The sequence below is a fragment of the Streptomyces sp. NPDC002057 genome, assembly GCF_040296665.1.
In the GTDB taxonomy this organism is placed as follows: Bacteria; Actinomycetota; Actinomycetes; order Streptomycetales; family Streptomycetaceae; genus Streptomyces.
The window spans coordinates 24,896-37,363 of sequence record NZ_JBEOXR010000018.1; the positions used below are offsets into that span (position 1 = coordinate 24,896).

Annotated in this window: 13 protein-coding genes; 7 read left to right on the top strand and 6 right to left on the bottom strand. The window is 71.9% G+C overall.

The window, feature by feature from the left end; all coding sequences use genetic code 11:
• Nucleotides 1–41: 41 nt before the first annotated feature.
• Complete coding sequence (locus ABT129_RS16555; protein WP_351901412.1) at nucleotides 42–1,499, top strand: MFS transporter; 1,458 nt, start codon at nucleotides 42–44, stop codon at nucleotides 1,497–1,499.
• Nucleotides 1,500–1,571: 72 nt separating this feature from the next.
• Here ABT129_RS16555 and ABT129_RS16560 read toward each other — a convergent pair whose 3' ends face one another.
• Together ABT129_RS16560 and ABT129_RS16565 are read right to left on the bottom strand one after the other, a co-directional pair.
• On the bottom strand, nucleotides 1,572–2,456 hold the full coding sequence (locus ABT129_RS16560; protein WP_351901577.1) for an MmyB family transcriptional regulator: 885 nt from the start codon (nucleotides 2,454–2,456) through the stop codon (nucleotides 1,572–1,574).
• Nucleotides 2,457–2,608: 152 nt separating this feature from the next.
• Nucleotides 2,609–2,878 (bottom strand): DUF6243 family protein, encoded by a 270-nt coding sequence (locus tag ABT129_RS16565; RefSeq protein WP_351901414.1) that lies wholly within the window; start codon nucleotides 2,876–2,878, stop codon nucleotides 2,609–2,611.
• A gap of 231 nt (nucleotides 2,879–3,109) precedes the next feature.
• Here ABT129_RS16565 and ABT129_RS16570 point away from each other — a divergent pair, with 231 nt between their 5' ends.
• Nucleotides 3,110–4,147 carry an aldo/keto reductase gene (locus tag ABT129_RS16570; protein WP_351901416.1) on the top strand — a complete coding sequence of 346 codons (1,038 nt, stop codon included), beginning with the start codon at nucleotides 3,110–3,112 and terminating at the stop codon, nucleotides 4,145–4,147.
• Nucleotides 4,148–4,190: 43 nt separating this feature from the next.
• On the top strand, nucleotides 4,191–4,781 hold the full coding sequence (locus ABT129_RS16575) for a TetR/AcrR family transcriptional regulator (protein ID WP_351901418.1): 591 nt from the start codon (nucleotides 4,191–4,193) through the stop codon (nucleotides 4,779–4,781).
• A 94-nt stretch (nucleotides 4,782–4,875) separates the two neighbouring features.
• On the opposite strand, the gene ABT129_RS16580 is transcribed toward ABT129_RS16575, so the two are convergent.
• Entirely contained in the window at nucleotides 4,876–6,258 is a 1,383-nt protein-coding gene (locus ABT129_RS16580) for a glycine--tRNA ligase (protein WP_351901420.1), read from the bottom strand.
• Nucleotides 6,259–6,424: 166 nt separating this feature from the next.
• Here ABT129_RS16580 and ABT129_RS16585 point away from each other — a divergent pair, with 166 nt between their 5' ends.
• The 4 genes from ABT129_RS16585 (at nucleotide 6,425) to ABT129_RS16600 (ending at nucleotide 9,606) form a co-directional block, all read left to right on the top strand.
• Nucleotides 6,425–7,414 (top strand): metal ABC transporter substrate-binding protein, encoded by a 990-nt coding sequence (locus ABT129_RS16585; protein WP_351901422.1) that lies wholly within the window; start codon nucleotides 6,425–6,427, stop codon nucleotides 7,412–7,414.
• 26 nt (nucleotides 7,415–7,440) lie between these two features.
• Nucleotides 7,441–8,214, top strand: a complete 774-nt coding sequence (locus ABT129_RS16590) for a metal ABC transporter ATP-binding protein (RefSeq protein ID WP_351901424.1) — start codon at nucleotides 7,441–7,443, stop codon at nucleotides 8,212–8,214.
• 16 nt (nucleotides 8,215–8,230) lie between these two features.
• Nucleotides 8,231–9,124, top strand: a complete 894-nt coding sequence (locus ABT129_RS16595; RefSeq protein WP_351901426.1) for a metal ABC transporter permease — start codon at nucleotides 8,231–8,233, stop codon at nucleotides 9,122–9,124.
• Between the two features lie 71 nt (nucleotides 9,125–9,195).
• Complete coding sequence (locus ABT129_RS16600; protein ID WP_351901428.1) at nucleotides 9,196–9,606, top strand: Fur family transcriptional regulator; 411 nt, start codon at nucleotides 9,196–9,198, stop codon at nucleotides 9,604–9,606.
• 53 nt (nucleotides 9,607–9,659) lie between these two features.
• On the opposite strand, the gene ABT129_RS16605 is transcribed toward ABT129_RS16600, so the two are convergent.
• The 3 genes from ABT129_RS16605 to ABT129_RS16615 form a co-directional block, all read right to left on the bottom strand.
• Complete coding sequence (locus ABT129_RS16605) at nucleotides 9,660–10,484, bottom strand: isoprenyl transferase (RefSeq protein ID WP_351901430.1); 825 nt, start codon at nucleotides 10,482–10,484, stop codon at nucleotides 9,660–9,662.
• 13 nt (nucleotides 10,485–10,497) lie between these two features.
• On the bottom strand, nucleotides 10,498–11,247 hold the full coding sequence (gene recO / locus ABT129_RS16610) for a DNA repair protein RecO (RefSeq protein WP_351901432.1): 750 nt from the start codon (nucleotides 11,245–11,247) through the stop codon (nucleotides 10,498–10,500).
• A 97-nt stretch (nucleotides 11,248–11,344) separates the two neighbouring features.
• Nucleotides 11,345–12,268, bottom strand: a complete 924-nt coding sequence (locus ABT129_RS16615) for a hypothetical protein (RefSeq protein ID WP_351901434.1) — start codon at nucleotides 12,266–12,268, stop codon at nucleotides 11,345–11,347.
• Nucleotides 12,269–12,468 lie beyond the last annotated feature (200 nt).

The window sequence follows — 12,468 nt, forward strand, 5'->3', positions numbered from 1 at the left end:
CGCGCACTGCGGCGGTCGTGAGGCAGCCGTACGATCCGAGCATGCCCGAGCTCACACGCTCCTCGCGGCTCCCCCGGGACCGGAAGCTCGTCGTCCTGGCGATCTGCTGCATGAGCCTGTTGATCGTCAGTCTGGACAACACCGCGCTCAACGTCGCCCTGCCCTCCCTCCGGCGCGACCTGGACGCCTGCGTCTCCGGCCTGCAGTGGACCATCGACGCCTACACCCTCGTCCTGGCCTCGCTGCTGATGCTGGCGGGTTCCACCGCCGACCGCGTCGGGCGCCGCAAGGTCTTCGTGACCGGCCTGATCGTCTTCGCGCTCGGCTCGCTGCTCTGCTCCCTCGCCCCGAACCTGGAGGCGCTGATCGCCTTCCGGGCGGTGCAGGCCGTGGGCGGCTCGATGCTCAACCCGGTCGCCATGTCGATCATCACCAACACCTTCACCGAGCCTGCCGCACGCGCGCGTGCCATCGGGGTCTGGGGCGGGGTCGTCGGCGTCTCCATGGCCGCGGGACCCCTGGTGGGCGGAGTGCTCGTCGAGTCGGTCGGCTGGCGGGCGATCTTCTGGGTCAACCTGCCGGTCGCCCTCGTCGCCCTCCTCCTCACCCTGCGGTACGTCCCCGAGTCCCGCGCGCCCCGGCCCCGCCGCCCCGACCCCGTCGGACAGCTCCTGGTGGCGGCGCTCCTCGGCTGTCTCACGTACGCGATCATCGAGACCGACCCGCTCTTCGCCGGGATCGCGGCCGCGGCGCTCGTCGGGCTGCTCCTGTACGAGCCGAGGCGCCACGAGCCCCTCATCGACCTGAGGTTCTTCCGCAGCGCGCCGTTCAGCGGGGCGACCGTCGTCGCGGTCTGCGCCTTCGCGGGGTTCGGCGGCTTCCTCTTCCTGAACACCCTGTACCTCCAGGACGTGCGCGGCCTCTCCCCGCTGCGCGCCGGGCTCTTCATGCTGCCGATGGCGGGCATGACCCTCGTCTTCGCCCCGCTGTCGGGACGGCTCACCGGCGCGCGCGGGCCCCGGATCCCGCTGCTGCTCGCGGGCACGGCGATGGCGTCGGGGGCGCTGCTCTTCGCGGCCTTCGGGGCGGAGACGAGCGATCCGCTGCTCTTCACCGGGTACGTGGTCTTCGGCATCGGCTTCGGTCTGGTGAACGCCCCCATCACCAACACGGCGGTGTCGGGCATGCCCCGCGCGCAGGCCGGGGTGGCGGCGGCGGTCGCCTCCACGAGCCGCCAGGTCGGGCAGACGCTCGGGGTGGCGGTCGTCGGCGCGGTGCTCGCGGCCGGGGCGGGCGCGGGGATGCCCCCGGACGCCTACGCGGCGGCGGCCCTGCCGGGCTACTGGGTCGTGACGGCCTGCGGCCTCGCCGTTCTCGTGGTCGGGGCGCTGACCAGCGGGAAATGGGCCCGGGGGACGGCGGAGCGGACGGCCCGGTGCCTGGCGGAGGAGGACGAGGGTCCGCGGCCCGCGGTACCGGCGGACGCCGGACACCGGTGAGGCCCGGGAGGGTCCGTACCGGCCTCGGACGACGGTCCGCGTGGCCCTCGGCGGCGACGGTCCGTACCGGCCTCAGACGACGGTGAGGCCCGCGCCGTCGCGAGCCGCCCCGCGCTCCTCGATCACCAGCGCCAGGAGCCGTTCCACGCCGGCCCGGGTCTCGTCGTCCACGGGGACGTACGTGACGAGGTGCGGACCGGAGGTCGGGCCGAGCCAGAGGTTGGTGTGCTCGAACCTGAGCAGACCCACGTGGGCGTTGTGGATCACCTTGGTGCGACCGCCCGGGGCGACCACGTCGTGCCGGGCCCAGATCTCCCGGAACGCGGGCGAGGCCGCTTCGAGCCGCTGGACGAGCGCCTTCCAGGCGGGCTCGGCCAGGTGCTCGGCCATGGAGGCGCGGAGCTTCCCGGCGAGGATGGGCAGGAGGTCCGGCAGATCGGTGGCGGCGGCCCGGAAGTCGTCGTCGGTGAAGGCCAGCCAGAGGGAGTTGCGGTCCTCGCGGGGCAGGGCGTCGAGGTCGCAGAAGAGCCGGCCGAAGGTGCGGTTGTGGGCGAGGAAGTCGAAGCGGCTGTTCTGGACGGCCGCGGGGATCGGCTCCAGCTGCTCCAGGAGCGCGCGCAGCGCGGGGGTGACGGCCGGGCAGGGCGCGCCGGGGTGCAGGTCGGTCTGTCCCGCGAGGGCGAAGAGGTGGCCGCGCTCGGTCGGGTCGAGGAGCAGCGCGTCGGCGAGGGCGTCGAGGACCTGCGGGGAGACCTGGATGTCCCGGGCCTGCTCCAGCCAGGTGTACCAGGTGACGCCGACGGCGGACAGGTGGGCGACCTCCTCGCGGCGCAGGCCGGGGGTGCGGCGGCGGCGGCCCCGGGGCAGGCCGACCTGTTCGGGGGTGATGCGTTCGCGCCGGCTGCGCAGGAAGGCGGCGAGCTCGTGCCGCCGGGTCTCGGGAGCGGCCGTCGTCATGGTCGTCACGCCTCCAGCGTGCCGGGGCGGTCAGCCCGTTGCCAGGTACTGCTTGGCCCTGTCCGTGCGGCTGCCGAGGTCGGTGGGGTAGGGCGTACGGAAGGGCCCGGGGCGGCGGACGCCCCGGGCCCTTCGTCGTGCGGTGGTGGTGACTACTCCTGGCCGGTGCCGGTGCCGGTGGCGGTGGCGTCGGCCGCCGTCCCGGTGTCGTCGGTGCCCGGGGCGCTGGCGGCCGTCCCGGTGTCGTCGGTGCTCCCGGCTCCCCGCGCGCGCTCGCGCATCTTCTTCAGGAGGGCCTGCTTGCGGTCGTCGTCGGCGCGCTGGGCCGCCGTGCGGCCGTGGCCGGCGCCGTGCTGGTCGGCGCGGGACAGCTTCTTGCGCTGTCCTCCGACGCCGAGGAGGTTGTTGCGGCTCTTGGCCATGGTGTTCTCCCGTCGGTGAGGTGGGCGGTGGTCGAGCTCTGTCTGCCGGTGACGGCGCTCACTCGTAGATCTGGAAGAACGAGGACATGCCGGTGACGCTACCCGGGCCTCCTGGCGGGAGCACCCGATTTTCCCCGCACCCCTTGAAGGAATGACAAATATTGAAATCTGTCATCGGTCATGTCATGGTTGTTCTGTCACACCGTCCGCCCCCCTTCCGAGGAGACAGCCATGAGCACCACCAGGCCCCCCGTCCCCACCCGCCCGCTCGGCACCACCGGCCCCCGGGTCTCCGCCCTCGGTCTGGGCTGCATGGGGATGTCCGCGCTGTACGGCGAGAGCGACCGCGCCGAATCGATCGCGACCCTTCACGCCGCCCTGGACGCCGGTGTGACTCTGCTCGACACCGGCGACTTCTACGGGATGGGGCACAACGAGCTGCTGATCGCCGAGGCGCTGCGCAGCGCGCCGGCCGCCGCCCGCGAGCAGGCTCTGACCAGCGTGAAGTTCGGCGCGCTGCGCACGGTCCAGGGCGGGTTCACGGGGTACGACGGGCGGCCGGCGGCCGTGAAGAACTTCGCGGCGTACTCGCTCCAGCGGCTGGGCACCGACCACATCGACATCTACCGGATCGCCCGTGTCGACCCGGACGTCCCGATCGAGGAGACCGTGGGCGCCATCGCCGAGCTGGTCGAGGCGGGTCACGTCCGGCACATCGGACTCTCCGAGGTCGGCGCGGACACCCTGCGCCGGGCGGCGGCCGTGGCCCCGATCGCGGACCTCCAGATCGAGTACTCGCTGATCTCCCGCTCCATCGAGGAGAAGATCCTCCCCACCGCCCGGGAGCTGGGCGTGGGCGTCACGGCGTACGGGGTGCTGTCGCGCGGACTGATCAGCGGCCACTTCGCCCGCGACCGGGAGCTGGCGGCGAACGACTTCCGGGGCATGAGCCCGCGTTTCCAGGGCGAGAACCTCCACCGGAACCTGGACCTGGTGGAGCGACTGCGAGTGCTGGCCGGGGCCAAGGGCGTCACGGTCGCGCAGATCGCCGTCGCCTGGGTCCTGGCGCAGGCCGAGCGGCACGGCGCGGACATCGTCCCGCTGGTCGGCGCCCGGCGCCGGGACCGGCTCGCGGAGGCGCTCGGCGCCCTGGACGTCACGCTCGACGCCGCCGACCTGGCCGCGATCGAGGAGGCCGTCCCGGCGGGCGCCGCGGCCGGCGAGCGCTACCCGGCGGCGCAGATGGCGCACCTGGACAGCGAGCGCTGACCGGCCCCGCCGGAGCGTGGTGACTGACAGGTACTGTCATTCCATGGCCGCCACCGAGACCCTGACCGCCGAGCGCATCCTCGAAGCCACGGAGGAGGTGCTCCGGCGCTACGGGCCGGCGAAGGCGACCGTCGTGGACGTGGCCCGGGTCCTCGGCGTCAGCCACGGCAGCGTCTACCGCCACTTCCGCACCAAGGCGGCCCTGCGCGAGGCGGTGACCGAGCGGTGGCTGGAGCGGACGATCGTCGCGCTGCGGCCGTACGTCGAGGGCGGGGAGCCCGCGGACGAGCGGCTGACCGGCTGGCTCACGGCCCTCTTCACCCTCAAGCGCCGCAAGGCCGGCGGCGATCCGGAGCTGATGGCCACGTTCCAGGTCCTGATCGGCGAGAACAGCGCGGTGGTCGACCGGCACGAGGAGCACCTCGTGGAGCAGATCGCCCGCATCCTGGAGGACGGTCACGGCGAGGGGCTGTTCGCGGCCCCGGAGCGGGACTTCGGGACGACGGCCCGCGCGGTCTTCGACGCCACGGACCGCTTCCACAACCCGGCGCACGCCGCCGACTGGTCCGCGCCGGGCGCCGAGGACGCGTTCACGGCGGTCGTCTCCCTGGTGCGGCGGGCACTGCGGGCCTGAGAACCGCGACCTCCTTCGCCCGACGGCACGGGAGAGCCCCCGGTTCCGAGGACGGAACCGGGGGCTCTCCCGTACGAAGGCTCTCCGAGCGGAATCAGCAGCCGAGCAGGCGGCTGCCCAGGTAGCCCTGGATCTGGTCGAGGGAGACGCGCTCCTGCTTCATGGTGTCGCGCTCGCGCACGGTCACCGCGTTGTCGTCGAGGGTGTCGAAGTCGACGGTCACGCAGAACGGGGTGCCGATCTCGTCCTGGCGGCGGTAGCGGCGGCCGATGGCGCCGGCGTCGTCGAACTCGATGTTCCAGTTCTGGCGCAGGTCCGCCGCCAGGCCCTTGGCCTTCGGGGAGAGCTGCGCGTTGCGGGACAGCGGCAGGACGGCGGCCTTGACCGGGGACAGGCGCGGGTCGAGGCGCAGCACGGCGCGCTTCTCCATGACGCCCTTGGCGTTGGGGGCCTCGTCCTCGCTGTACGCGTCGAGGAGGAAGGCCAGCATCGCGCGGCCGACACCGGCGGCGGGCTCGATGACGTACGGCGTGTAGCGGTCGCCGGACTCCTGGTCCAGGAAGGTGAGGTTGGCGCCGGAGGCCTGCGCGTGCGCGTTCAGGTCGTAGTCCGTGCGGTTGGCGACGCCCTCCAGCTCGCCCCACTCGCTGCCGCCGAAGGAGAAGCGGTACTCGATGTCGGCGGTGCGCTTCGAGTAGTGGGAGAGCTTCTCCTTGGGGTGCTCGAACCAGCGCATGTTCTCCTCACGGAGACCCAGGCCCGTGTACCAGTTCCAGCGCTGCTCCATCCAGTATTCCTGCCACTGCTCGTCCTCGCCCGGCTTGACGAAGAACTCCATCTCCATCTGCTCGAACTCGCGGGTGCGGAAGATGAAGTTGCCCGGAGTGATCTCGTTCCGGAAGGACTTGCCCATCTGCCCGATGCCGAACGGCGGCTTCTTCCGCGAGGTCTGCAGGACCTGGCCGAAGTTGGTGAAGATGCCCTGGGCGGTCTCGGGACGCAGGTACGCGACGGAGCCGGTGTCCTGGGTCGGGCCGAGGTGCGTGGAGAGCAGGCCGGAGAACTGCTTGGGCTCGGTGAAGGTGCCCTTGTTGCCACAGTTGGGGCAGTTGAGGTCGGCGAAGCCGTTCTCGGGGAGACGGCCGTGCTTCTCCTCGTACGCCTCCTCCAGGTGGTCCGCGCGGAAGCGCTTGTGGCAGGAGGTGCACTCGGTCAGCGGGTCGGTGAAGGTGGCGACGTGGCCGGAGGCCTCCCAGACCTCGGTGGCCAGGATGACCGACGAGTCGATGCCGACGACGTCCTCGCGCGCGGTGACCATGTAACGCCACCACTGGCGCTTGATGTTCTCCTTGAGTTCGACACCCAGCGGTCCGTAGTCCCAGGCGGCCTTCTGGCCGCCGTAGATCTCACTGCACGGGTAGACGAAGCCACGGCGCTTGCTCAGGCTGACGATGGTGTCGATCTTGTCGGCGGCCACGGTGCTCTCTTCATTACGACGACGAAGTGCGAATGCCTCAGGTTACCGGCGCCCGCACCCCCTGTATCAAATCGGTTCGGTGCGGGGCCCGCCCGAGAGGTCGCGTGGGCGGGGCCACACGTACGACAATTGACAATCGTTTCCAGTTTTGTTGAAAATGAGTGTCATGAACGTACGCCGCCTGATACCCACCACCGCCGTCGCCGGAGCCGTCGCGCTCGGCCTCGTGACCCTCTCCGCCTGCGGCGGGACCTCCGACGCGGCCGGCAAGGGCGCCGACGGCAAGCTGGACGTCGTGGCGTCGTTCTACCCCATGCAGTACCTGGCCGAGCAGATAGGCGGCGGCCACGTCGCCGTCAACACGCTCACCAAGCCCGGCGTCGAACCCCACGACCTGGAGCTCAAGCCGAAGCAGATCGGCGAGCTCGGCGAGGCCGACGTCGTCCTCTACCTCAAGGGCATCCAGCCCGCCGTCGACGACGCGATCGCCCAGGCCGGCGTGGAGCACACCGTCGACGCCGCCACCCTCACGAAGCTCGAGAAGCACGGCACCGAGGTCGGCCACGAGGGCCACGACCACGGCACCGAGGAGCACGCGGAGGAAGAGGCGGGCCACGACCACGGCTCCGAGGCCGGCGCCGACCCGCACATCTGGCTCGACCCCGTGAAGTACGCCGAGGTCGCCAAGGGTGTCGGCACCGCCCTGGAGAAGGCCGACCCGGCCCACGCCGCCGACTACGAGAAGAACACCGCCGCCCTCGTCAAGAAGCTCGGCGACCTGGACACCGCCTTCGAGACCGGCCTGAAGAACACCGCGACGAAGACCTTCATCACCACGCACTCCGCCTTCGGCTACCTCGCCGAGCGGTACGGCCTGGACCAGGAGGGCATCTCCGGCATCGACCCCGAGTCCGAGCCGAGCCCCGCCCGGATCAAGGAACTCCAGGACATCGCGGAGCACGACAAGGTCACCACCGTCTTCTTCGAGACCCTGGCGAGCGACAGGACCGCGAAGACCCTCGCGAGCGACACCGGCCTGAAGACCGACGTGCTCGACCCGCTGGAGGGAATCACCGAGACCTCCAAGGGCGATGACTACATCGAGGTCATGCGGTCGAACCTCACCGCGCTGCAGAAGGCCCTCGGCGCCAAGTGATCACAGCACAGCAGGAGGTACGAGCCATGGCAGCCCTCGAAACGGAACCCGTCATCTCCGTCCGCGGGGCCACGGCGGCCCTCGGCGCCCGGCCCGTCCTCCGCGGTGTCGACCTCACCGTCCGCCGCGGTGAGGTCGTCGCCCTGCTCGGCGCCAACGGCTCCGGCAAGTCCACCGCGGTCCGCGCCGTCATCGGCCAGGTGCCGCTGACCGGCGGCACGATCGAGCTGTTCGGCACGGAGCGGAGGCGGTTCCGCGACTGGGCCCGGGTCGGCTACGTACCGCAGCGCACCACCGCCGCGAGCGGCGTCCCCGCCACCATCCGCGAGGTCGTCTCCTCCGGCCGGCTCTCCCGCCGCAGGTTCGGCTGGCTGACCAAGGACGACAAGGCCGCCGTCGAGCGGGCCATCGACCTCGTCGGTCTCGCCGACCGCGCCGGGGACTCCGTCTCCGCGCTCTCCGGCGGCCAGCACCAGCGGGTCCTGATCGCCCGCGCGCTCGCCTCCGAGCCCGAACTCCTGATCATGGACGAGCCGATGGCCGGGGTCGACCTGGCCAGCCAGGAGATCCTGGCCGCGACCCTGCGCGAGCAGGTCGCGGGCGGTACGTCGGTCCTCCTCGTCCTGCACGAGCTGGGCCCCCTGGAGCCGCTGATCGACCGCGCGGTCGTGCTCCGCGACGGTTGTGTCGTCCACGACGGCCCGCCGCCGGAGGCGCTCGGGCAGCACGCGCTGCCGGGCCACGACCACGTCCATCCGCACGCGGCCGGTGAGCCGCTCCGCACGGGTCTGCTGACCTGAGGAAGCTGACCTGATCATGGAAATCCTCCAGCTCGCCTTCATGCAGCGCGCGCTCCTCGCGGCCGTGCTCGTCGGCATCACCGCGCCCGCCGTCGGCATCTACCTGGTCCAGCGCCGTCAGGCGCTGATGGGCGACGGCATCGGCCACGTCGCCATGACCGGCGTCGGCCTCGGCTTCCTGCTGAACTCCAGCCCGGTCTGGATGGCGACCCTGGTCGCCGTCGTCGGCTCGGTCGCGATGGAGCTGATCCGGGCGTACGGGAAGACCCGCGGCGACCTCGCGCTCGCACTGCTCTTCTACGGCGGCATGGCGGGCGGCGTCCTGCTGATCAACCTCTCGCCGACCGGCTCCAACGCCAACCTCAGCTCGTACCTCTTCGGCTCGCTCTCCACGGTCTCCACCGAGGACATCACGGCGATCGGCGTCCTGGCCGCCTTCGTCGTCCTGGTCACGGTCGGACTGCGCCGGCAGCTCTTCGCGGTCAGCCAGGACGAGGAGTTCGCCCGGGTCACCGGCCTCCCGGTGCGCGCCCTGAACCTGCTGATCGCGGTGACGGCCGCGGTGACCGTCACGGTCGCCATGCGGGTCGTCGGCCTGCTCCTCGTCAGCGCGCTCATGGTGGTGCCGGTGGCGGCGGCCCAGCAACTGTCGAAGTCCTTCCGCGCGACGTTCGTCCTCGCGGTGGTGACGGGCATCACGGTCACCCTGGCGGGCACGGTCACCTCGTACTACCAGGACGTACCGCCCGGCGCGACGATCGTGCTGTACGCGATCGGGGTCTTCGTCCTGCTGACCCTGCTCGCCGCACCGCTCGCCAGACGGCGGGCGCGGGCGGCCGAGACGGGCGCGGAGAGCTGCGACGCACCGGTTCCGGCGACCCGGCGGCCGACGGACGACGTGAAGGTCTGATCCGGTCCGGCCGCGGGGGCGCGGGGGGCTGGCAGAATGGCGGGGGCAGACAAGCATTCAAGGAGGCCCTCGTGGTGACGGCAGGACCCCCCGTACGAGGCCGCTCGACCAAGCAGCGGGCCGCCGTGTCGGCGGCGCTGAACGAGGTGGACGAGTTCCGCAGCGCCCAGGAGCTGCACGACATGCTCAAGCACCGCGGCGACTCGGTCGGCCTCACCACCGTCTACCGCACGCTCCAGTCCCTGGCGGACGCGGGCGAGGTCGACGCGCTGCGCACGAGCGAGGGCGAGACGGTGTACCGGCGCTGCTCGACCGGCGACCACCACCACCATCTGGTCTGCCGGCTCTGCGGCAAGGCCGTGGAGGTGGAGGGCCCCATGGTGGAGCAGTGGGCCGAGACGATCGCCTCGGAGCACGGCTTCGTGAACGTGGCGCACACGGTGGAGATCTTCGGCACGTGCGCGGAGTGCGCCGGGAAGTGACCTGACATACGAAGGGCCCGCACCCCGTGGGGTGCGGGCCCTTCCGTCTCCGCTCAGCCCTTGTCGAGGACGGCCATGTCGGCCGGGTCGACGCCGCCGAAGCGCCGGTCGCGCTGGGCGTACTCGACGCAGGCCCGCCACAGGTCGCGGCGGTCGAAGTCGGGCCACAGCACGTCCTGGAAGACCATCTCGGCGTACGCGCTCTGCCAGATCAGGTAGTTGGAGGTGCGCTGCTCGCCGCTGGGCCGCAGGAAGAGGTCCACGTCCGGCATGTCCGGGTAGTAGAGGTACTTCTGGATGGTCTTCTCGGTGATCTTCGCCGGGTCGAGCCGGCCGGCCTTCACGTCCTCGGCCAGCGCCTGCGCCGCGTCCGTGAGCTCCGCGCGACCGCCGTAGTTCATGCAGAAGTACAGGGTGAGCCTGGTGTTGTCATTGGTCTGCTCCTGCGCGACCTCGAGCTCCTTGGCCACCGACTTCCACAGCTTCGGCATCCGGCCGACCCAGCGCACCCGGATGCCGAGCGCGTCGAGCTGGTCGCGGGACTTGCGGATGAAGTCGCGGTTGAAGTTCATGAGGAAGCGCACCTCCTCGGGGGAGCGCTTCCAGTTCTCGGTGGAGAAGGCGTACAGCGAGATCGACCCCACGCCCATCTCGATCGCCCCCTGGAGCACGTCGAGCACCTGCTCGGCGCCGACCTTGTGGCCCTCGGTGCGGGGCAGGCCGCGCTCCTTGGCCCAGCGGCCGTTGCCGTCCATGACGATCGCGACGTGCTCCGGGACGAGCTCGGACTGGAGCTTCGGCGGGTGGGCGCCGGACGGGTGCGGCTCGGGGGTGCTGTACTCCCGGCGCTGGCGACCGAGGAGTCGTGCGATGGCCATGACGTGGTCTCTCCTAGCTTTTCTCTACGTACCGCAGGGAGCGCAGGCCGCGCTCCAGGTGCCAGTGCAGATAGGCGGACACGAGCCCGCTGCCCTCCCTGACGTGACGCGGCTCGCACGCGTCCGCCGTCGCCCAGTCGCCGGTGAGCAGCGCGCTGAGCAGGCCGATGGCCTCCGCCGAGGGTACGACGCTTCCGGGCACCCGGCAGTCGCCGCATATGACACCGCCCGCCCCGACCGAGAAGAACCGGTTGGGACCGTGGATCCCGCATCTGGCGCAGTCCTCGAAGCTGGGCGCGTAGCCGTTCACAGCGAGGGAGCGGAGGAGGAAGGCGTCCAGGATCAGGTGGGGGGCGTGTTCGCCCCGGGCGAGGGTCCGCAGGCCGCCCACGAGCAGCAGGTACTGCTGCACGGCGGGCTCGCCCTCGTGGTCGGTGAACCGCTCCGCCGTCTCCAGCATGGCGGTGCCGGCGGTGTAGCGGGCGTAGTCGGTGACGATCCCGCTGCCGTACGCGGCGATGGTCTCGCTCTGGGTGCAGAGCGGCAGGCCGCGTCCGACCAGCTCACTCCCCCGGGCGAAGAACTGCACGTCCACGTGGGAGAACGGTTCGAGCCGCGCGCCGAACTTCGACTTGGTCCGCCGGACCCCGCGCGCCACGGCGCGTACGCGCCCGTGACCGCGCGTGAGGAGGGTGATGATGCGGTCCGCTTCACCCAGCTTCTGGGTGCGCAGCACGATGCCGTCGTCGCGGAACAGACTCATGCGCCCATTCTCGCGTACGGCGGAGGCACCCCGGGCCGGAGTCGTGGAAGGGGCCGGGGCGGTGGAGGGGTCGGCCTCTGGCCGGCGCCGTGCGGGGTTACGGGACGAGCCCCCGCAGCCGGTACGCGTCCCCGTACCGGACCACGCCCCGCAGCGTCTCCACCGGGTCCAGGGGCCGGGCCCCGCGCCGGTGGGGCTGGTGGAGGAAGGGCAGCCCCGACCAGGGGTTGTCGGGGTGGTGGTGGCTGCCGCGCTCGGCTCCGGGGTCCTCGGCCCAGTGGAGCCAGACGCTGTCGCCGTGCCGCCGGACGACCTCGCCGAGGTACCAGACCGCCCCGGTGAGGAAGGCCCCGTCCAGGTCGGCGTCGAACGCCTCGGTGGTCGCGTACCGGCCGCGGACGAGGTCTTCGAGCCGGTCGAGGCTGTCGAGGGAGAAGTCCCAGGGACCGGCGGCGGGAGCGGCCGCCGCCCAGGCGGGGAAGGCCTCCTCCCGCTCGCGGAGCCGGCCGGTCAGCCACGGGTCCTCCGGCTGCGGGCCGAGCGGGTCCAGCGGTGAGCGCTCCTTGACGGGTTCCCAGCCGGGGACGGCGGCCCGGTGGGCCTCCACGGCGGCGAGGAGCCGCTCCCGTTCCCCGGTGAGTTCGTGCCCGCTGCCCACGGCGACGGCGACGGCGATCAGGCCCGGCAGGGAGACGGGCGGCAGGCCGAGGGCCGGGTCCGGTTCGACGACCGGCTCCCCGTCCACGGGGTCGGCGTCCGTGTCGAGCCCCCACCGGCCGCCGCAGACGTCCATCAGGATCTCGCCGACGTAGACGCAGGCGGCCCGCTCGAACTCCTCGTCGGGCCCCTCCTCGTCGGCGAGCAGGGCCGCTTCGAGGTCGGTGAGCGAGGCCGGTGTCCAGTCGAAGGGGAACCCCTCGGGCAGGTGGACCTGTTCGAGCCGGTGGGCGAGGACGTGCGCGTCGTCGAGCCACCGCTCGACGAGGAGCTCCCGCGCGGCGGCGGAGTGGTCGTTGCTCATGTCCCAGAGCCTAGGCGGGCCCGTCCCCCGCATCCGCGATCCCTTCGCAAAGTCCGCACACTGTAAGGGAGTTGACACAGACGACACGCGCGGAACGTCTTGCGGCGAGCACTCCGTCGGTGGCTATGGTGCTGGACGGGGCAGCTGCCGCTACGGGGGCCACGCAGCGCCCCCTCCCGCACCGTCGCCGCGCGCGCCGG